This window comes from uncultured Winogradskyella sp. (genome assembly GCF_947496485.1).
Taxonomy (GTDB): domain Bacteria; phylum Bacteroidota; class Bacteroidia; order Flavobacteriales; family Flavobacteriaceae; genus Winogradskyella.
In genome coordinates this window covers 163,212-182,382 of the sequence record NZ_CANMCZ010000003.1, presented here as the reverse complement: position 1 = coordinate 182,382, position 19,171 = coordinate 163,212, and the positions used below count along the sequence as shown (strand labels likewise).

The window sequence follows — 19,171 nt, the reverse complement described above, 5'->3', positions numbered from 1 at the left end:
CAATTGGATTTACTATTTTTGCTCAAAGAGTAACTAGAACTTTAAATACTCATAACTTTTTAACTTATAGAATGGAATTACCAAAATTCATCTTAGGCGACAATACAGATCATCCAAATGCGATCTTTATTATTCATACCGAATTTCCTAGATTCATTATTAATCTCGAAAACGACGAAGTAGAATGGTTTGAGGAGTTTGACCAACATGATGAAAAGGAATTAGAGACAGAAACGGAAAACTACATTCAACAAGCTACAAATTTTTACGATAGAGAAATAGCGCGTTACGACGATTAATGTTAGAACAACTTTTAGAACTAGATACAGAACTTTTTATATTCCTAAACTCACTTGGGTCTACAACTTGGGATGGTCTATGGCTGGTAATTACAGATGAATTCACTTTTGCACCTTTATATGCCATTCTTCTATTTCTTATTTATAAAAAATATGGCTTAAAGTCCTTGTTAATTATGGTTTTGGTCATTGCAGCAATGATTACGTTTACAGACCAGACGACAAATTTAGTAAAACGTTCTGTCAATAGGTTTAGGCCATGCGCTTGCGAAGATATAATGGATACGATACGATATATTGCAGAGCGTTGTAGTACAAATAGAAGTTTTTTCTCTGGCCATGCAGCTAACTCTATGGCTGCGGCAGTCTTTGGTGGTTTGGTGTTAAGACCATATTATAAAAAACTAATTTTTATACTTCTGTTTTGGAGTTTTATTGTTGCTTATAGTCGTATATATGTTGGTGTACATTACCCAATAGATATATTATGTGGAATGACATTTGGTGCTTTATCTGGTTTTGCATTTTATAAATTGAACAAATATCTTTTGAAGCGTTCTACTTCCGAGTAAGTCTATAAAGTTGATTTACCAAACGTGTTCTGTAAGATCTAGAATCTTTTGATGCGGTATTTAAATCGTAAGTTGCAATAAATTCAATATTATAGTATGCCGATAATTCATCAATAGTTTTAGGATCGGTTCCTTTTGTTAGTATGTAGAATTCTAGTTCATTAGGAATAAGAAACCCTTCTTCTGTTTTTATATTAGTAATTTTATCTCCATAGTTATAAATAGTTTCAGGTTCAATACCTTCTATTCGATATAAAGGACTATTGATCGTTTCGAATCCTGAAAAATCTTTATAATCTTCTTGTATATGCACTTTTGAAATAGGAAGCCCAATTAAACCCATAGTAAGCATAAATCCTACAACCAAATAGAATACATTTTTAATATTCTTGTTTTTTAGATTTTTGAAAATTAAAAGTCCATTAATTAACAATACTATGGCTGTAATTATAAACCTGATTAATGCTTCACCTGTTAAGATAGAACTAGAAAAAAACCAAACTGCCCAAAATAAAGAGGCTATTGATGCAATTAAACCAAATTGAAAATAAACAGGAATGGTCTCTTTCTTAGCCTTTAGATTTTTAAATTCACGAATCAAATACTCAATATAAAATCCAATATTAATGGCTAAAGGAATTAAGACTGGCATGAGATAGCGTGATTTCTTTTCTGGGATAATTGATAGTAAAACAACCGCAAAAATTGTCCAATAAAAACTGAACCTGTAAGCTTTTAAATTTGAAACCCTAGATTTTAAGTAAGGATAAAGTAAGCTAATAAATGCAGGTATGGTCCAAATACCACTCTGTACAAAGAAACTCCAGTAATAATAGAAAGGCCTCACATTATAACTACTCCAGTTAGAGGTTTCACGTTCTGTAATAGCAGTAAATGTTTCAGGGTCCGCAACTCTTACATGAAAATACCACCAACCCCCTAATACAATACCAAAGATTAAAAGGCTAAATAATTTTAAATTATGAAGTGCACCTCCTTTAAATTTAAATGCAATACCATAAGCAATTATAAATGGTAAAAACAATGCATATAATGAAATTGGTCCTTTTGATAATACTGAGCCAGCTAGAAATAATACAAATAGCAGACTGTGTGTAATTGGCGTTTTACCATCTTGAAACATCAAGAATAACTGATACAACGCCATAAGCATAAAACCATGCGTATAAATATCCCAAGGAGCTTCTATAGTGATTCCAATAACGTAGAATGAGGTAAGCACAATAAAACCATTAATTAAACTATGGGATTTAGTGAGCTCTAATTTTTTAGATAATAGATAAGTTGAAATGCCAATGCTGGCTAAAAATAGTAACGCTGGCCAACGTAATGCTAAGACTGATTTCATCCCAAACAAGTAACCAAAAACAGCCGTGATCCAAGTTGGTAAAGGTGGTTTTTGGTAACGAGCCTCTCCATTCATGGTAGTTAAAATCCAATTGTCATCAGTTAACATTTCTCTGGCCGAAATAAAATTTCGAGCTTCCATTATGGTAACAGGAATTGAGTCTATAGTAAAACCAAGCATTACTATTACAAAAAGTAACAGACTAAGAATAGGATATTTTTCTATAACCTTAATCATTGGTTTGTCTTATTAAATAAGCATTTCTAGCGTAAATCACTAAGCCAAATAAATGACCTACAAATAATACAGGATCTTCTCTAATGATTGCATAAGATAATATTAAACCTGCACCAATTAAGCTTAACACCCAAAACCCCATTGGTAATGATGATTCTTTATTACGTTCAGCATGAATCCATTGGTACACAAAGCGCAACGTAAAAATCACTTGGGCTACAACTCCTAAAATGAGTAACCAAGTCGGTATAGCTTCATTTTTAAAGAGTAATTCAATATCAATTTTGTTGTTATTGTAGTAAAAAATGACAATCAGTACAGGGACTATGAATAATAAATAACGAACTATTTTAGGATACCTCTGCCATTGTCCTTGCAGTTGCAAATTTCTGATATAAATGAAGTAAGTTAAACTTTGTCCGAGCATAATAGCAAAGTCTAATCGTAAATAGCCATAAATGAAAAGTAAGAATGAGGCAATTAAACTCAATGTCCAAAACGTGGTTGGTGTAATAACTTTACGTTGCTTTTCTGAAGTAATCCATTGAATAATTAGCCGAGAAGAAAACAAAATCTGAGCTAAAAATCCGATACTGTAAATTATCCAATCCTTCATTTGCTGGTTTTAGAAACCTCGTAATTAATATACTTTTTCTTCATCCAGAGATAAGCAAAACAGTCCATTAATGGTCCAAGAAGACGATTCCATAGTCCAAATTTTGCTGTGCCAGCTATACGTGGAAAGTGTCTAACAGGTACTTGAATCACTCTACCATTTTGCAACATAATCATTGCTGGTAAAAAGCGATGCAAACCTCTAAACATAGGGATACGTTTGGCATAATCCGTTCTAATGACTTTGAGTGGACAACCAGTATCATCCATACCATCATGTGTAAAAGCACGTCTAATACCATTCGCAATTTTAGAAGACATATTCTTTACAAAAGAATCTTTTCGGTTAGAGCGTACTCCGGTTACTAATTCGTGATTATCTATATGTTTTAAAAGGATATTAAAATCTTCTGGTGCCGTTTGTAAGTCAGAATCTATATAACCAACTAGTTCAGAATCAACATAATCAAAACCTGCTTTTATAGCAGCACTTAAGCCTCGATTGTCTTTAAATAAGATATATTCAAAAGCTTCATTTCTTTCGCATATAGCTTCAATCAGTGCTTGGCTATTATCTTCAGAACCATCATTGACAAACAAAATTGAAGTAGGAACAGAAGCAATTTCAAGGTAGCGGGAAAGTTCAGTTTCTACGCGTTCTAAATTATCTTCTTCATTGTATACAGGAACTATTATGGTAAACTTATATGTCATGCATTTGATGGCTTAGTCTGTGCAAAAGTATTGTTTTTTTGTTACAGTGAAAGTAAATATTCAGCTGCAGCAAAAGGTGTTGTTTTTCCTGCTTCAACTAAATCAATTTGTGATTTTAGCTCATCCTTTACTTTGGCCGAATTATAAAAATTAGACTTCAAACGTTCTTCAATAGTTTGCAATAACCAAAACTTATTTTGATTATTTCTGTTGGTTTCAAAATAATGATTCGCTTTTGTAGTTGATTCATAGTCTTTAATCATTTCCCATACCTCAGAAATACCTTCTTGTTTTAAAGCACTACAAAGCGATACTCTTGGTGACCATTTAGAGTCTTTTTCAGGATATAAATGTAAGGCTCTATTAAATTCGAGCTTAGCAGATTGTGCCGCTTTGATATTATCACCATCGGCTTTGTTAATTACAATGGCATCCGCCATTTCTATAATACCTCGTTTAATACCTTGAAGCTCATCACCAGCACCAGCTAATTTTAAAAGTAGAAAGAAATCAACCATGCTATGTACAGCAGTTTCACTTTGGCCCACACCAACGGTTTCTATAATGATAGTATCGAAACTAGCTGCCTCACATAGAATAATAGTTTCTCTTGTTTTTCTGGCAACACCGCCAAGTGAATCACCAGAAGCAGAAGGTCTAATAAAAGCATTCTTGTCTTTTACCAAATCCTCCATCCTTGTTTTATCTCCAAGAATACTTCCTTTACTTAAGCTACTACTTGGATCTACTGCCAGCACTGCTACTTTTTTACCTAAGCTCGTTAAATGTTTGCCAAAAGCTTCAATAAAGGTACTTTTTCCAACGCCAGGAACACCAGTTATACCTATTCTAATAGATTTGTTAGCATAAGGTAAACAAGCTGTAATAATGTCGTTAGCTTTTTTTGTATGAGTCAAATTTGTACTTTCTACCATTGTAATAGCACGACTCAAAGCAGAAATATCTCCAGATGTAATTCCAGATACCAAGTCTTCAATAGAGGGTTGTTTTTTTCGATTTGCCTTTATTGTTTTTGCAGAATCAGGACTTAGTGATTCAGGCGGTGTAACACCATCCTGCTCATTTAGAGCAGATTTATATGTTTGGTCTTTCTTAGCCAACTAGCATTTGTTAAGGTTTTTCAGAGCTTTGTTCTTCAATTGGGACTTCGATTTTTGTACTATCCCAAGCCATGGTTAATTTTAAATTCCCTGTGGTATTATCAAAAGCAATAGTAAATTCTTCAACAGTTTCATCTATTTCTTTTGTAGGAACTTCAATTTCAATCACATCATAATTTGGATCCCACATAGGCTCCATTTTTTCATCAACTCCCCATTCATATTGTCTAGAATTAAACATCACTTTCCAACTATCTTTCATAGGTACGGTCCAGATAGTGTATTTACCTTTCTTTAGAGGCATACCGTTAATAGTAAGGTCTTTATTGGTCTTAAAAGTTGTAGCTTCATTGGCACCAGTTCGCCATACTTTATCAAAAGGAACTAAAGCGCCAAAAATATCACGTTCGCGTTTAGAAGGTCTGTTGTATTCTACTTTTAAATTTAAATCGTTGAGTGCGATTTCCGCAGAATCTTTCGGACTTAAACGTGGAGAGAAAATATTTTCGACAAAAACGGAATATAAAAGTAAGCCCAAAGCCAGAATTGACAGGACGATAAGGAGGCGTTTTAGCATAATTGTTAATCTTAAAGTAATTTAGTTTTATTAAAGAAATGCCAAACATTGACATTTAGGATTTAAAGATAATTCAAATCCCTAAATTTATAGAATACAAACGTTGAATTTTAAGTAATTCTTATAATTGTGAAAAAAATTAAACTTTTTTGTCACACTTAAAATTTAGTATCGTCTTTAAAGTGCAATCAATCAAAAACCAAAACCAAAATTAGTACGTTTCAAATTCATATTGTTGAAAAATGCAAACAGAATGATAGACAAGCGCAAATGCAATTGTACAATCAGTATTGTAATGGCATGTTAATCGTGGCACTTCGATTTGTAAAAGATACAATGGAGGCAGAGGATATTGTGCAAGAAGCATTTATAAAAGCATTTTCAAAATTAGAACAATATAAAGCTGAAGTTAGTTTTGGAGCTTGGTTAAAACGTATTGTGATTAATAGATGTATTGATGTTTTAAAGTCTAAAAAGCAACGTTTAATAGAGTTAGAAGAACATCATTTGAATGTAGTAGATACGGATTACAAAAATGAATGGTTGGTCGATGATGAGATTACAATAGAGGACGTGAAAGTAGCTATTGAAGGTCTCCCAGAAAAATATAAATGTGTAGTGATGTTGTATTTGGTAGAAGGCTATGATCATCAGGAAATATCGGAGATTTTGAATATTTCTGAAGTGGCATCGAGAACACAACTATCGAGAGGTAAACAAAAATTGCAAAACGCATTAAAATTAGAGAAAAATGGCACAAGATCTTAGAGATTTATTTAAAGAAGACACTAAGGAGCAGGATGTGAAAATGTCTAAAGGGCACGATGCACGGTTTTTACAAAAGCTAAACAAAGAATTGCCTAAGCAACATAAAACAAGTCGCTTTAACTTTTTAAGTATTGCAGCAAGTGTTGTTGTGTTATTAGGTCTGAGTTATGGAGCATACCAGTTTTTTCATTCACCAGTTAATCCTGAAGAACCAATTGAAGTTGCAGATACTGATATAAAAACCTTAGGCGACATATCACCAGATTTTAAGAAAGTTGAAGATTATTATTTGGCGAGTATAAATTTAGAATTATCTAAAGTGCAATTAACTCCACAAAACAAAGAATTGTTTGATGGATATGTTCAACGTCTTAAGGAACTGAATGATGAATACGATAGGTTAACTATAGAGCTAAACGAAAATGGACCTAATGAAGAAACCCTAGATGCTCTTATCAATAATCTAAAATATAGATTAAATCTTGTTATGCGTCTTAAAGAGAAACTTGCAGAATATAATGATGATTCATTTATGCAAGAGAGTATATAATCACAATCAATAAATCAAAAAACGAACAGTTAAATCAAAAAAATCATGAAGAAAACAATCAAAATTTTAATGCTATGTTTAATAACCACTTTTGGTTATGCGCAAAAAACGCTAAGCAAAACTTCACAATCTATCAAAGTCAATAAGGATGTAGTAGTTGACTTAAATACCAGTTATGTAGAAATACAACTTGAAACCTGGAATAAGGATGTCGTAGAAGTTGAGGCTTATATTGAAAGCTCAAAGTTATCTCAAGAAGAATTAGAACGCGCACTTAAAGCATGGAATCTTAAAGTAGATGGCTCTACCGATAAAGTGATAATCTCATCAACAGGTGGGAGAAGTGTGGGCTTATTTGGCGATGGAGATTATAGCAATTTATTAAGAGATTTAGAGGTAAATTTAGCAGACTTGCCAGAGATGCCAAGAATGCCTAGAATGCCAAACTTACCCGAAATGGTAGAAATGCCTGAGATGCCAGAAATGCCTGAAATGCCAGAAATGCCTGAGTTACCAGAATTACCAGAAGGTGTAAAATCAATTTCATTTGATTATGACAAGTATCAAAAAGAAGGAGAAGCTTATTTAGCAGAGTGGAGTAAGAAATATGAAAAGAAAGGTGGTAAAGCGCTTCAGAAAAGTATGGAAGAGTGGGCGCGTAAGTTTGGTGAATCTGGTTACCAAGAAAAGATGGCAAAATGGGGAGAAGAGTATGGAAAGCGTTTTGAAGGTAAATGGGCTAAGGATATGGAAAAATGGGGAGAGAAGTTTGGCGAGAGCTTTGGAAAAGATATGGAGAAATGGGGAGAAGAGTTCGGAGAAAAGTTTGGTAAAGAATGGGAAGAGAAAATGGAAGCTTGGGGCGAGCGTTTTGAGAATAAAATGGATGTAAAAGCGCAACTTATAGAGGAACGCGCTAAAGCTCTCGAAAAAGAAGCAGATTTCTATAAAAAAGATAGCGAAAGATTGAAACGTTTGCAAGAACGATTAGGAGAAAGGAATGAAGATTATGAAGAATCGATTTTATCTAGATATTTAGAATCTGGTAGTAATAGCAAAGTAAAAAAAGTGATTAAAATTAAAATCCCTAAAAAAGCGAAGCTAAAAACCAATATAAGACATGGTGAGTTAAAGTTATCTTCAGTTATTTATAACATGAAAGGAGATATATCACATTCATTTTTAGTAGCTGATAACATTGATGGAAGTGACACTTCCATCAATGTGTCTTATTCTCCAGTGGTGATAAGCGCATGGAATCTAGGAACGCTCAATCTTAATTTTGTAGATAAAGCTCAGATTAAAAATGCTAGTAACTTAGTATTGAACTCAAAATCTTCTAATGTTAATATTGAAAATTTAACAGATACCGCAATAATCGACGGAAGCTTTGGGGATTTAACAATTTCTAATCTTACGTCATCTTTTAAGAATCTTAATTTAGTACTAGAGAATAGTGATGCTTTGGTAAACTTACCAAGCAATATAGATTACACCCTTTATTTTAAAGGCAATCGTTCAAAATATAATAACAAACCAATAAACCACAAGACCATTCGTAATTATTCTGATGGACAAAGTTCTAGCCGAAATATTGTCGTAAATGCTAAGTTTAGTAATGTTATTATGAATTAAACCCTTTGAGTTATGTAATAATTTAGAGGGTCAATTCTAGTATTTCTTCCTGTTTTCCATAAAATAGATTCTTATTTTTATGGAAATTTTATTTTTATGTCTGTTTCTAATTTTGAAACCTTTTTAAAATCCATTAAAACACATCCACTAATTGATCCTTCAATTTCAAAATGTGATTATGTGCCGTTAGATTTATCCATTAATAATTCAGAATTAAAAGCAGTTGATATTTCCTCTTCGGATGCTTTAGAGTATTTCATTTGGAATCATATTAAAAATCACAATACTAAAGCCGCCTATGGTGGTTATCTAGAGAAACGCGGTATATATGAACGCAGCAATTATTTTAATGAATTAAATCCTGACACGGAGCGCAATATTCATTTGGGTCTAGATATTTGGATAGAAGCTAATACGCCGATTTATGCACCTTTAACAGGCAGCATACATAGTTTTAAAAATAATACCAATCATGGCGATTATGGACCAACTATAGTTTTAAAACATAGCATCGAAAATTTTGAGTTTTATACACTTTATGGCCATTTAAGTGTAGTATCAATAGAGGATTTGAAAATTGGAGTAGAATTGAAGCAAGGAGAGCGAATAGCTACTTTAGGAACTGCTGAGGTTAATGGTGATTATCCTCCGCATTTGCATTTTCAGATTATAAAAGATATCCAGGATTATATAGGTGATTATCCTGGAGTGAGTAATCAATTGGACTTAGAATTTTATAAAGTCAATTGTCCTAATCCTAATTTGCTCTTAGGTTTTTAGTTTAAAAATTTATCAAAATCATCAATGGCAAAGGCTTTCTTATAATCTTCTTCACCAATTGTTTCTCCTTCAGAAGAATCGTAATCCATAGTAATTTTCCATTCACCATTAGTTTTTTTGAATAGCACATGAAACTGTCCATAATAAGCCTGTTCATTTTCAGTACCTTTATTTCTTACTAGTTTATAGATACCACGTTCGCTAGCAGCAGAATCGTTATTAATACGCTCAAAAAATCGAAGAGAGATAGATTGCGACTGATTTGATTCTTTATCACGTTTAAAACCAGCTTTATAATTATTAATGTAAGTCGTGTAATTTATAATACGCTTACCACCAGAAATACGAACGAGGTCCTTAGAATGAATTTCTGCCATCAATGTATAATCCAAAGTTTCAAAAGCCTTGTAGAACTTAGACCAAACAGAATTAATAGCTTTTAGGTTGTCTAAGCTTTGTGCAGAGCTTAAATTAATACTAAGTGCAAAAAACAGAATAGTTAGAGTGACTTTCTTAAGCATACCAAAATTTTAAGATTTAGTTATTTGTTTATTAGCTAATGAAGTGCCTATAATAAAGCCAATAAATGCGAGTATGCCATCAGATAATGAAAACCATAGCTCTTTTGGTAATACAAAAATATTAAAAAAGGTTGCGGCAATCATAAGCGCTCCTACAATATAAGAAGGAATCAAACTTATTTTAGAAATTTTAGCTGCTACAAACATACCAGCAATTATACCTAGAAAATGAGCAATAACCACAAATACTTTTGAGCCTACTGGTATTTTATCCATATTGTCTTTTATCCATTCCATATCCATAGGTTTTGCACCTTCAGGTAATGGAAATACACTATGACCAATAAGCGTTTCAAAGATGTAAACTGTAGCTGCAGCCACAATAAAGCCAACGATAGTTGCTAGTACATTTTTCATGATAATAAAGATTAGTTAGTGGGTTTAAGATACTAAAAATCTTATTATCAACTAGTTTTAATTAATACTTTGCGCTAAATAATTACCGTCATAACTACCAGAAATAACCTGTCCATCATTTCTAGTAAACGTAAATGCGAAAACGATATTGAATTCCGTGAAATTGGTCACAGTTATAGAACCGGATTGCGCGTAAACATCAGATTCTGAATGATCATCAGAGAGTAATATTGTTCCTGGATTGAACTCACTATCTATTATAGATCCATTAATAGAAATATCGTAATCTTCAATTTCGTTATAAGTCCTATTCTCAATGTTAACGGCTTCAAAGTTGAAATAGATATATGTAACATCACTTAGATCTCCGTTACCTGTAATCTCAGAACTCGACTTGTTGAATAACCTAATACTTATATTACTTGGATCATTAGTCGATGTATTTTGGTTAGTTATGATAGCAGAAACTAGATTATAGGTTACTCCATTAAACACAAATTCTTTAGTTTCTTCTTCTGGAATACTATTTGTATTCTCTGGTGAACAGGCGAATAAAACTAATGCAACAAGTACTGTGAAAACGTAGGTTAATTTAGATTTCATAATTATAGATTTTTATAAGTGGGCTTAGTAAATATATAATAAAAAATCTATTTGCATTAAGTTTTACAAATATTGACTATAGTTTTAAGTATAAATCATCAAAAAACCCAACATCTTTAAGACATTGGGTTTCAGGGTTCTTTTTCAAATATACTTATATCAATCTATCAAAGCGTCTGTAATTATTAGCTTATACTGAAATCTGTTTTCAGAAGGTTCACTTAAAACCCATAAATTATCATCAATAGGATTTTGCTGGTAAGCTAATATAAAGTTGTCATTCTCCATCTTATATAGCTTTATATTGCTAAAAATGAATGATTCTGAGGGTGAAATCGGATCTGTTGTTTGATTAAGGTCACTTGCAACAGATAAATCAGATTGGCTTGCTACAGGCAATTGTCCTCCTCCCTCAGTAAATAGAATAAGGTCTAAACTGGTGTCGTTTTGTATAATATATTCGGTTTCAAAGCCAGAGCTCAAATCATCATCGTCACATTGTGTAGCTACTATTAGCGGCAGTAATAGTAATATGTATAATCTTTTTATTTTAAATATCGTTTCCATAGTGTATTGCTTTTTTTTAACTGTTCATTATAACCACTTAAACCACCTTATTCCACATTATAGTTTATTAAATCTGCACATTCTGTAGTGCCCATTTTTCTATAATAATATACAGCTCTATCATTACCTTCTATTTCAATAGAGTAAGTGTTATCACAATGAATAGTAAGAAAACGTCTCTGTGTAAGTTGTTCATTTGTAGTTTCCCCCTGGATATAATCAAAATAGATACGGCCGTCATTTAAAAGTCCCCAAATTCCGTTAGCAACTTCCACGTCTGCATAGCGATCAATAAAAGTGTTATCTTCCTTAAATTCTAGAATAATTTCAGAATTTTCTCTTGTGTTTTGAAACCACTTATCTACAGTTGTCCATTCTGTTCCTGTCCATTCATCTGGTATGGATTCTAAATTTTCATCGCGATACAGTTCCCATGTACCAAGCACCTCTGTTTCTGCAAGATTTTCTTGGTTTTCGTTTAATTCGTCTTTTTCGCAGCCCATAAATGCGAGCGCCATAACTAATAGTAATGCTAATTTTTTCATAATCTTTTGAGTTTTATTATATAACAATTGCAACTAGGAAAATCCTGACAATGCAATTAAAATATTTTAGAAAAGCATCTAAACGGTTTAAAATGATGGATTTAGCATTATGCAAAAAAAGCCTAATTTAGCAATGTTAGAGACGCCTTTAAAATGAAAAACACCATCCTTCGGATTTTCGAATTAATTAAAAAAGGGGAAATCACCTTTGTTATAAAAGGCATTTCTAAACGTGTCTTTTCAACTACAGAAGCCTTTGGCTTGAAACGCGATTTAAATATAGAGTTTAAAAATCCTGATGCACAAATTGATCTCGATATACGGCTTTTTAGACAAGAAGATGATAGATATTTTACCCAAGATTTACAAAATGATGGTCTAATAGAAAAAGATATTCCGTCTTGCTATGTAGCGATTACTAAAGATAATAAACCATGCTTTAGACAGTGGCTCATTGCATCGGAGTATAAAGACAAAATTCAAGAATTTTGGGGAGAATCATTTCCTGTTTTAGAAGCAGACGAAATGTTATTAGAAGGTGGTTTTACTATTTCATCAATGCGACGAAAAGGAATTATGCCAGCAGCAATCACAAGAATTATTGAAAACGAAAAGCGACCTGATAGAAGATGGGTAATAACATTTGTAGAAATTAATAATATTCCATCACTAAAAGGTATTCACCGTTCAGGATTCAGCCCTTATGTACTTAGAACCGAAAAATGGTTGTTGTTTAAGAGAACTATTATTTTTAAAGATGTGCCAAATGAAGCTATGGATACTTATTTAAAAAACGTTGGAAGCTTTTAAAGTTACCTGATTTCAATCACTCACACTCAGCTTGAACAACTTTATGTTTCCATTGTATCCAATACTCTTGTAAACCCTCTGATGTGGTCTTTAAGTTGCTAATGTCTAATTTTTGTCCTGATAATAGAACATCTTTTAACTGTTCTTTGCGCTGGGAAAGGGCAGGAGCATGATTCCAGCCACCAACATGGTCAAAAGCAGTATAGGCTTCACATTTTTGGTTGACAGCCATAAAAGGAATAGATAGACTATAATTCACCTTACCAGAACCCATACCTTCTGTGGTCATAGTAATATTTTCAAAATCTACTTTGCTGTAATTGCCAGAATTATAGAGCCCTTTTAATTGATCTCCAACTTTTGCAGACATAGTGTTAGAGAACTGATGTGCAATATCAGAGCCATTAATAAATTCTTTGCCTTCATAGGTGCCTTCACAACTTTTATCTGTACAAGTGATGTTATTATCCTGTAGTCTAAGAAGCTCAAATTCTTGAGATCGTTTTATCTGTTCTTCAAGATTCCAATTAAAGTCAAATCTATTTTTTAGAAATATAGCTATGGAATCAAGTCCGATTTCTGCTCGTCTTTTGTCTATATTAACAGGATCATAAACTGGCCAAACATTAAAACTTTTTGTTTCAGGATAGTATTTCATTTGTCCACCATAGATTTGCAACTCGCCTTTGTCTGTGGCAATTCTATCCTCAGCACGTACTAAAAATCTTGGTTCTAGCTTTTTATCTAAAACCGCTTGTTTCATTAAAGGAATGTAATGTTCTCTAGTGGCTTGGTCTGCATGTTGTAGCACATTGCAAATCGTTAGATTGTGTTGTGTACCTATTTGTGTTGAATCTGGCCATCCATAGGTTTCTAAGATGTCTTTTACTTTTATAATATTGGCAGCGTGATTTTTTCTGTATGTTTTTTGGTAGATATCGGCTTCTTTAGACTCAGCACCATAAATAGCCATTACAGAATCCCTTAAACGAAGTGGTGTTTGTTCTTTTTGCCAAATGGTATCTAAAATGGCGATTAAGTTTTTAGGTTTTTGAACAGCTTTTTTCGATTTGTCTTTCCCTGAACAAGATAAAATTAGCGTTAATACAAAGATTAGTGTAATTCTGACGATTCGTATTTGATTTGTCATAGGTTTATGATTGTTAACAATAGCCTAGGACTAAAGTAGTGAAAGAAAACTAGAGTGATAAACTTACGCACATTCAGTCTGAAAACAAAAAACCACCAAGTAGAACAAAGGTGGTTTTAAGCTTATTATAAAGCCAATTAAAATTATGGCTCAAATTCTCAGATAAAGATTTACTTTCTAACGACGTTCTTTGTAACGCTGAATTTTTTACAAGTAAACCGGACAATGTAAATACCAGGCTCTAAATCATTAATATTAATAGTCCCTTCATGTATTTCTACATTCTGTTTTTTACCATAAATATCATAAACTGTAATGGTAAACTTATAACTCTTATCATCTTTAATTCCAAAATAAATAAGATCTTCCGTAACCGTTGGATACAATTTTATTTCATCGTCAAAGTTAATGGTTTCATTTAGAGTTGTAACAGCAAAATTGTTGTCTGTTGCTACAGTTAAGTTCGGGTTGTCAGTAGTGTTACTTCCCGATTTCGATTGTGCTGTAGACACCATAGCACATATGGTGAATACTAATAGTAATTTTAATTTCATAATTTGTAGGTTAAGATTTGTTAAAATTTAACTGTAAACATATAAAATTAAATGACTAATGCATAATTTATGTATAAAATTCTTACAAATAAATGTATTTTATCGTTTATTTATTGTAATATAAATGATATTTTGTGTTTTCAAGCCTTAGAGAAGTGATTTCAAAGAATATGTTTTACAATTACTAAAAGCTAACAAAATTATTGAAGATATCGAAGTATATTTCAAATAAATAGGGTGGGAAATCATAGTGTTAAAGAACTGGTGTGCAATATCAGAGCATTAATAAATCCTTTGCCTTTGTAAGTCCCTTGGCAGGCTTTTAATGTCATAAAAAAATCCCAATAGTTCACATCGGGATTTAAAAAAGAGGTTTATGTTTTTAATCTTCAATTCTTTTCATCTGGCAAAGGCGAAATCATAATATGTGCTCTATGTGTTCCAGGATTCATAATCCAAGGATGATTTGAAGCAGGTGGTACTTCTGGTAAACCTGTAGACGCAGATGTAGCATAAGGCATGTAAACCACATAGCGCAGTCGCGCTCCATCTACTTCTGAGGTTTCTGGGTTATACATTGTTTTTGGGCCAAAGTAAATGTGTAAGGTTAATCCCATTGGTATTTTAAGTTTACCTGATTTCACCTCTTCTTCACGAATATCAAATATTTCTTGATGTTTTTTTCCTTCAGCTTTTAAGGCTCTTCCTCGTGCCATAAAAGGGTCTAAATCTTTGTGATAACATGCGGCATTAAATCCCTCTTTTTTTGGGTCGTCTGCAAGTACAATAAATTCATTATTTCCTTCTCTTAGCGTCACAAATTCGCCAGCCATATTATAGCCAATAACTTTACATCCTGCTCTGCTTGCTTTTGGCGCAGCCATTAACGCGGTCGCAATTAAGGCTTCATCACTATCAATAATCTTTAATTGTGCATTGCTATTATCTGATGTGCTTTCTGTTGCGGTTTCCGTTGTATTGGATTGTTGTTGCACCGTTTTTGTTTTGTCTGATGTATTACAAGACATTAAAATTCCTGCTAATACAAATACTGTAATAATATGTTTCATGGTAGATAATCGTTTGTTATTTCTAAAGTTACTAAAATACATGCACTTATAAATATGTAATACTACTAATCTTTCTTTGACTGGTGGAACTGCTTCACTTTTGTTCGCATTGATATATGAAAAAATCCTGATGGGTTGCATCAGGATTTTAAATTTTAGATTCTGAACTTCTTTCAGAATGACACTATTTGTATTTGGCTTACTCATTAACCAAAACCCATTCTCCTTTATCAATCAAAGGAATGGCTTGCTTATATTTTACGGTTTTATTTTCACCACTCATCACATGCTTGATAGTAACTCTATCGTTACGACCAATTTTTGGTTGTTCTCTAACAATCGTTTCTACGACTTGCTGTTGGCGAGAAGCTCCTTCCCCTGCAGCTCTGTTTTGTGCTGCGCGTTCATCCATATTAGGAATCTCGTCTTTTTGCGTTTGTAATTTTTCTTGCTTACGACGTTTAGCTTCTTGTATAGTGTTAGCTGTTTCTTGTGGAATTTCACCTTTAAATAAGAATGAAATTACATCTTTATTTACTTGGTCAATCATAGCCTTGAACAGCTCGAAAGATTCAAACTTATAAATTAATAATGGATCTTTTTGCTCATGTACTGCCAACTGTACTGATTGCTTTAATTCATCCATTTTACGTAAATGTGTTTTCCAAGCGTCATCAACAATGGCTAGTGTAATGTTCTTTTCAAAATCATTAATCAGTTGTGTACCTTTGGTTTCGTAGGCTTTTTCTAAATCGGTTACCACCTGTAGATTCTTAACACCATCGGTAAATGGCACTACAATACGCTTAAACTTATCACGCTGAGTATTATACACATTCTCAATCACTGGGAAGGCTAAATCTGCTGCACGCTGCATTTTTTCACGATAATGCTTAAATGCTTCCTTGTAAATTACACCTGCAATTTTCTGTGCGTCCATTTTTGCAAACTCTTCTTCAGAAATTGGAGAAGACATTGAGAAATAACGGATTAATTCAAACTCAAAGTTTTTGTAATCGTTAGCATCCTTGTTATTCATAGCAATACCTTCAGAGGTATCGTAGATCATATTTGCTAAATCTACTCTAAGACGTTCACCATGCAATGCATTACGACGACGTTTGTACACCACTTCACGCTGTGCGTTCATTACATCATCATATTCTAATAAACGTTTACGAACACCAAAGTTATTTTCCTCAACTTTTTTCTGCGCACGTTCAATAGACTTAGAAATCATAGAATGTTGAATTACTTCACCTTCTTTCAGTCCCATTCTGTCCATCATTTTGGCAATACGCTCAGAACCAAATAAACGCATTAAGTTATCTTCTAGCGATACATAGAATTGCGAACTTCCTGGATCTCCTTGTCGACCAGCTCTACCACGTAACTGTCTGTCTACACGACGAGAATCGTGACGCTCTGTACCGACAATAGCTAATCCACCTGCAGCTTTAACTTCATCACTCAACTTAATATCTGTACCACGACCTGCCATGTTTGTGGCAATAGTTACTTGGCCTGCATTACCTGCTTGTGCTACGATATCTGCTTCTCTTTTGTGCTGTTTTGCATTTAAGACGTTGTGATCGATTTTACGAATACTCAACATCTTACCCAGAAGCTCTGAAATTTCTACATTGGTTGTACCAATAAGTACTGGTCGTCCCGCTTGCGAGAGTTCTGTAACTTCATCGATAACAGCGTTGTATTTTTCGCGTTTTGTTTTATAAACTAAGTCGTCTCTATCATCTCTGGCAATAGGTCTATTGGTTGGAATTTCAACCACATCTAATTTGTAGATTTCCCAAAATTCACCTGCTTCTGTTACCGCAGTACCTGTCATACCAGATAGTTTGCGGTACATTCTAAAGTAATTCTGAAGCGTTACTGTGGCGAAAGTTTGTGTAGCGGCTTCTATCTTTACATTTTCTTTAGCTTCAATGGCTTGGTGCAATCCATCAGAATAACGACGACCGTCCATAATACGACCTGTTTGCTCATCTACAATCATTACTTTGTTGTCCATAACAACATACTGATTGTCTTTTTCGAATAAAGCGTAAGCTTTTAATAATTGGTTAAGTGTATGAATACGCTCTGATTTAATCCCAAAGTCTCTAAACAAATCTTCTTTAAGATTCGCTTCTTCTTCAGAGGATAAGCCTTGTGCTTCAATCTTGGCAATTTCAGTTCCCATTTCTGGCATGACGAAGAAATCAGGATCATCCTCACCAGACAAGAATTCTACACCTTTGTCAGATAATTCTACTTGATTATTTTTTTCGTCGATTACATAATAGAGTTCTGCATCTACCTTAGGCATTTCTCTATTGTTGTCTTGCATGTAGAAGTTTTCAGTTTTCTGAAGTAATTGCTTAATACCTTCTTCAGATAAAAACTTTATTAAGGCCTTATTCTTTGGAATACCTCTGTACGCTCTCAATAATTGGAAACCACCTTCCTTAGTATCACCAGCTGCGATTAATTTTTTCGCTTCAGCTAAAACACCTACTAGATATTTACGTTGTACGTCTTCAATTTGCTGAACCTTTGGTTTAAGAGCATCAAACTCGTGCTCGTCACCTTTTGGTACAGGACCAGAAATAATTAATGGAGTACGTGCATCATCAACTAATACAGAATCGACCTCATCGACAATGGCGTAGTGATGCGGACGCTGTACTAAATCGTCTGGCGAATGTGCCATGTTATCTCGTAAGTAATCGAAACCAAATTCGTTATTAGTTCCGTATGTAATATCTGCATTATAAGCTTTACGACGTGCATCTGAGTTTGGTGTGTGGTAATCGATACAATCGATACTCATACCATGAAACTGAAATATTGGAGCCATCCAAGCGCTATCACGTTTTGCCAAGTAATCATTTACGGTTACTAAGTGAACACCTTTTCCAGCAAGTGCATTTAAGTACACAGGAAGCGTTGCAACCAATGTTTTTCCCTCACCAGTTTGCATCTCTGCAATTTTACCTTGGTGCATAGCAACACCACCTATTAGCTGAACATCATAGTGAATCATGTCCCATGTAATTGGCTTACCAGCTGCATCCCAAGAATTTGCCCAAATGGCTTGATCTCCTTCTAATGTAACGTAATCGTGTTCACCAGAAATTTCACGGTCAAAAGCATTTGCTGTTACAGGGATTTGAGTGTTATGTACAAAACGTTTCGCCGTCTCTTTAACGACTGCGAAGGCTTCTGGAAGAATATCGTTTAAAACACCTTCTGTAACATCGTAGATATCGTCATCGATTTTATCGACTTCGAGATATATATCTTCACGCTCATCAATGTCTTCAGTAACTTCTGCTTTTGCTAAAAGTTCTTCTTTTTGTGTTTGAAGTGGACGTCTCGCTTCAGCAATTTTTTCCTTAAACTCAATAGTCTTAGCTCTTAGTTCGTCATGAGACAAAGCTTCAAGAGCTGATTCAAAAGTTTTTATTTTATCTACGATTGGTGTTATAGCACTTACATCTTGTTTGGATTTATCTCCAACAAAAACTTTAAGTACTTTATCTAAAAATGTCATATTTAATATTTTGTAACAGATTGATTGGTTTCAATCCTTATTTTTGTTTTTTAAATACTTCGAAAGTCACCATGATGGTGACAATTGAAGTGAATTTTATTCTCGAATTGCGAGCATCCGAAAATAAAAAAAGTCTCTAAG

At 33.5% G+C, this 19,171-nt stretch carries 21 protein-coding genes; 7 read left to right on the top strand and 14 right to left on the bottom strand.

Annotated features, from left to right (window positions below; all coding sequences use genetic code 11):
* Positions 1 to 71: 71 nt before the first annotated feature.
* Both Q0822_RS11185 and Q0822_RS11180 read left to right on the top strand, forming a co-directional pair.
* Positions 72 to 299 (top strand): hypothetical protein, encoded by a 228-nt coding sequence (locus Q0822_RS11185; RefSeq protein ID WP_299123620.1) that lies wholly within the window; start codon positions 72 to 74, stop codon positions 297 to 299.
* Entirely contained in the window at positions 299 to 871 is a 573-nt protein-coding gene (locus tag Q0822_RS11180; protein ID WP_299123618.1) for a phosphatase PAP2 family protein, read from the top strand. The genes Q0822_RS11185 and Q0822_RS11180 overlap by 1 nt, the downstream gene beginning before the upstream one ends.
* Here the strand turns inward: Q0822_RS11180 and Q0822_RS11175 are convergent.
* The 5 genes from Q0822_RS11175 to Q0822_RS11155 are packed head-to-tail and all read right to left on the bottom strand — an operon-like array spanning position 858 to position 5,504.
* Positions 858 to 2,477 carry a glycosyltransferase gene (locus Q0822_RS11175; protein WP_299123617.1) on the bottom strand — a complete coding sequence of 540 codons (1,620 nt, stop codon included), beginning with the start codon at positions 2,475 to 2,477 and terminating at the stop codon, positions 858 to 860. The two genes, Q0822_RS11180 and Q0822_RS11175, sit on opposite strands and share 14 nt — an antisense overlap.
* Positions 2,470 to 3,093 carry a lipid-A-disaccharide synthase N-terminal domain-containing protein gene (locus Q0822_RS11170; RefSeq protein ID WP_299123616.1) on the bottom strand — a complete coding sequence of 208 codons (624 nt, stop codon included), beginning with the start codon at positions 3,091 to 3,093 and terminating at the stop codon, positions 2,470 to 2,472. Before Q0822_RS11170 ends, Q0822_RS11175 begins: the two co-directional genes overlap by 8 nt.
* Positions 3,090 to 3,806 (bottom strand): glycosyltransferase, encoded by a 717-nt coding sequence (locus Q0822_RS11165; protein ID WP_299123614.1) that lies wholly within the window; start codon positions 3,804 to 3,806, stop codon positions 3,090 to 3,092. Before Q0822_RS11165 ends, Q0822_RS11170 begins: the two co-directional genes overlap by 4 nt.
* A gap of 41 nt (positions 3,807 to 3,847) precedes the next feature.
* Positions 3,848 to 4,927, bottom strand: coding sequence for a methylmalonyl Co-A mutase-associated GTPase MeaB (meaB, locus tag Q0822_RS11160; RefSeq protein ID WP_299123613.1), 1,080 nt, complete (start codon positions 4,925 to 4,927; stop codon positions 3,848 to 3,850).
* A 10-nt stretch (positions 4,928 to 4,937) separates the two neighbouring features.
* Complete coding sequence (locus Q0822_RS11155; RefSeq protein ID WP_299123612.1) at positions 4,938 to 5,504, bottom strand: DUF2911 domain-containing protein; 567 nt, start codon at positions 5,502 to 5,504, stop codon at positions 4,938 to 4,940.
* A 210-nt stretch (positions 5,505 to 5,714) separates the two neighbouring features.
* Here Q0822_RS11155 and Q0822_RS11150 point away from each other — a divergent pair, with 210 nt between their 5' ends.
* The 4 genes from Q0822_RS11150 to Q0822_RS11135 all read left to right on the top strand — a co-directional run bounded on the left by Q0822_RS11150 (position 5,715) and on the right by Q0822_RS11135 (position 9,237).
* Entirely contained in the window at positions 5,715 to 6,272 is a 558-nt protein-coding gene (locus tag Q0822_RS11150; protein ID WP_299124175.1) for an RNA polymerase sigma factor, read from the top strand.
* A complete protein-coding gene (locus tag Q0822_RS11145; RefSeq protein ID WP_299123610.1) occupies positions 6,256 to 6,822 on the top strand; it encodes a hypothetical protein in 567 nt (188 codons plus the stop codon). Before Q0822_RS11150 ends, Q0822_RS11145 begins: the two co-directional genes overlap by 17 nt.
* Before the next feature lie 45 nt (positions 6,823 to 6,867).
* Positions 6,868 to 8,457, top strand: a complete 1,590-nt coding sequence (locus Q0822_RS11140) for a hypothetical protein (protein WP_299123608.1) — start codon at positions 6,868 to 6,870, stop codon at positions 8,455 to 8,457.
* A 96-nt stretch (positions 8,458 to 8,553) separates the two neighbouring features.
* Positions 8,554 to 9,237 (top strand): peptidoglycan DD-metalloendopeptidase family protein, encoded by a 684-nt coding sequence (locus tag Q0822_RS11135; RefSeq protein WP_299123606.1) that lies wholly within the window; start codon positions 8,554 to 8,556, stop codon positions 9,235 to 9,237.
* Here the strand turns inward: Q0822_RS11135 and Q0822_RS11130 are convergent.
* From Q0822_RS11130 to Q0822_RS11110, 5 genes are all read right to left on the bottom strand, one after another.
* Positions 9,234 to 9,758 (bottom strand): nuclear transport factor 2 family protein, encoded by a 525-nt coding sequence (locus Q0822_RS11130; RefSeq protein WP_299123604.1) that lies wholly within the window; start codon positions 9,756 to 9,758, stop codon positions 9,234 to 9,236. The two genes, Q0822_RS11135 and Q0822_RS11130, sit on opposite strands and share 4 nt — an antisense overlap.
* A gap of 9 nt (positions 9,759 to 9,767) precedes the next feature.
* Entirely contained in the window at positions 9,768 to 10,175 is a 408-nt protein-coding gene (locus tag Q0822_RS11125) for a hypothetical protein (RefSeq protein WP_299123602.1), read from the bottom strand.
* 57 nt (positions 10,176 to 10,232) lie between these two features.
* A complete protein-coding gene (locus Q0822_RS11120; protein ID WP_299123600.1) occupies positions 10,233 to 10,778 on the bottom strand; it encodes a hypothetical protein in 546 nt (181 codons plus the stop codon).
* A gap of 159 nt (positions 10,779 to 10,937) precedes the next feature.
* Positions 10,938 to 11,345, bottom strand: a complete 408-nt coding sequence (locus Q0822_RS11115) for a hypothetical protein (RefSeq protein ID WP_299123597.1) — start codon at positions 11,343 to 11,345, stop codon at positions 10,938 to 10,940.
* A 47-nt stretch (positions 11,346 to 11,392) separates the two neighbouring features.
* Entirely contained in the window at positions 11,393 to 11,890 is a 498-nt protein-coding gene (locus Q0822_RS11110) for a hypothetical protein (RefSeq protein WP_299123595.1), read from the bottom strand.
* A gap of 153 nt (positions 11,891 to 12,043) precedes the next feature.
* On the opposite strand from Q0822_RS11110, the gene Q0822_RS11105 reads away from it, so the two are divergent.
* Complete coding sequence (locus Q0822_RS11105; RefSeq protein WP_299123593.1) at positions 12,044 to 12,700, top strand: hypothetical protein; 657 nt, start codon at positions 12,044 to 12,046, stop codon at positions 12,698 to 12,700.
* A gap of 16 nt (positions 12,701 to 12,716) precedes the next feature.
* On the opposite strand, the gene Q0822_RS11100 is transcribed toward Q0822_RS11105, so the two are convergent.
* The 4 genes from Q0822_RS11100 to secA form a co-directional block, all read right to left on the bottom strand.
* The gene (locus tag Q0822_RS11100) at positions 12,717 to 13,850 is read right to left on the bottom strand and encodes a DUF6624 domain-containing protein (protein ID WP_299123591.1); all 1,134 of its coding nucleotides are present in this window, start codon (positions 13,848 to 13,850) and stop codon (positions 12,717 to 12,719) included.
* 170 nt (positions 13,851 to 14,020) lie between these two features.
* Positions 14,021 to 14,404, bottom strand: a complete 384-nt coding sequence (locus Q0822_RS11095; protein ID WP_299123589.1) for a T9SS type A sorting domain-containing protein — start codon at positions 14,402 to 14,404, stop codon at positions 14,021 to 14,023.
* A gap of 389 nt (positions 14,405 to 14,793) precedes the next feature.
* Entirely contained in the window at positions 14,794 to 15,474 is a 681-nt protein-coding gene (locus Q0822_RS11090; protein ID WP_299123587.1) for a hypothetical protein, read from the bottom strand.
* Between the two features lie 199 nt (positions 15,475 to 15,673).
* Positions 15,674 to 19,030, bottom strand: a complete 3,357-nt coding sequence (secA, locus tag Q0822_RS11085; protein WP_299123585.1) for a preprotein translocase subunit SecA — start codon at positions 19,028 to 19,030, stop codon at positions 15,674 to 15,676.
* Positions 19,031 to 19,171 lie beyond the last annotated feature (141 nt).

What these genes read in the sequence shown, in the direction of transcription:
- Q0822_RS11185 (WP_299123620.1), top strand. Translation starts at nt 72, where the DNA reads ATGGAATTACCAAAATTCATCTTAGGCGACAATACAGATCATCCAAAT.
- Q0822_RS11180 (WP_299123618.1), top strand. Translation starts at nt 299, where the DNA reads ATGTTAGAACAACTTTTAGAACTAGATACAGAACTTTTTATATTCCTA.
- Q0822_RS11175 (WP_299123617.1), bottom strand. Translation starts at nt 2,477, where the DNA reads ATGATTAAGGTTATAGAAAAATATCCTATTCTTAGTCTGTTACTTTTT.
- Q0822_RS11170 (WP_299123616.1), bottom strand. Translation starts at nt 3,093, where the DNA reads ATGAAGGATTGGATAATTTACAGTATCGGATTTTTAGCTCAGATTTTG.
- Q0822_RS11165 (WP_299123614.1), bottom strand. Translation starts at nt 3,806, where the DNA reads ATGACATATAAGTTTACCATAATAGTTCCTGTATACAATGAAGAAGAT.
- Q0822_RS11155 (WP_299123612.1), bottom strand. Translation starts at nt 5,504, where the DNA reads ATGCTAAAACGCCTCCTTATCGTCCTGTCAATTCTGGCTTTGGGCTTA.
- Q0822_RS11145 (WP_299123610.1), top strand. Translation starts at nt 6,256, where the DNA reads ATGGCACAAGATCTTAGAGATTTATTTAAAGAAGACACTAAGGAGCAG.
- Q0822_RS11140 (WP_299123608.1), top strand. Translation starts at nt 6,868, where the DNA reads ATGAAGAAAACAATCAAAATTTTAATGCTATGTTTAATAACCACTTTT.
- Q0822_RS11135 (WP_299123606.1), top strand. Translation starts at nt 8,554, where the DNA reads ATGTCTGTTTCTAATTTTGAAACCTTTTTAAAATCCATTAAAACACAT.
- Q0822_RS11130 (WP_299123604.1), bottom strand. Translation starts at nt 9,758, where the DNA reads ATGCTTAAGAAAGTCACTCTAACTATTCTGTTTTTTGCACTTAGTATT.
- Q0822_RS11125 (WP_299123602.1), bottom strand. Translation starts at nt 10,175, where the DNA reads ATGAAAAATGTACTAGCAACTATCGTTGGCTTTATTGTGGCTGCAGCT.
- Q0822_RS11120 (WP_299123600.1), bottom strand. Translation starts at nt 10,778, where the DNA reads ATGAAATCTAAATTAACCTACGTTTTCACAGTACTTGTTGCATTAGTT.
- Q0822_RS11115 (WP_299123597.1), bottom strand. Translation starts at nt 11,345, where the DNA reads ATGGAAACGATATTTAAAATAAAAAGATTATACATATTACTATTACTG.
- Q0822_RS11110 (WP_299123595.1), bottom strand. Translation starts at nt 11,890, where the DNA reads ATGAAAAAATTAGCATTACTATTAGTTATGGCGCTCGCATTTATGGGC.
- Q0822_RS11105 (WP_299123593.1), top strand. Translation starts at nt 12,044, where the DNA reads ATGAAAAACACCATCCTTCGGATTTTCGAATTAATTAAAAAAGGGGAA.
- Q0822_RS11100 (WP_299123591.1), bottom strand. Translation starts at nt 13,850, where the DNA reads ATGACAAATCAAATACGAATCGTCAGAATTACACTAATCTTTGTATTA.
- Q0822_RS11095 (WP_299123589.1), bottom strand. Translation starts at nt 14,404, where the DNA reads ATGAAATTAAAATTACTATTAGTATTCACCATATGTGCTATGGTGTCT.
- Q0822_RS11090 (WP_299123587.1), bottom strand. Translation starts at nt 15,474, where the DNA reads ATGAAACATATTATTACAGTATTTGTATTAGCAGGAATTTTAATGTCT.
- secA (WP_299123585.1), bottom strand. Translation starts at nt 19,030, where the DNA reads ATGACATTTTTAGATAAAGTACTTAAAGTTTTTGTTGGAGATAAATCC.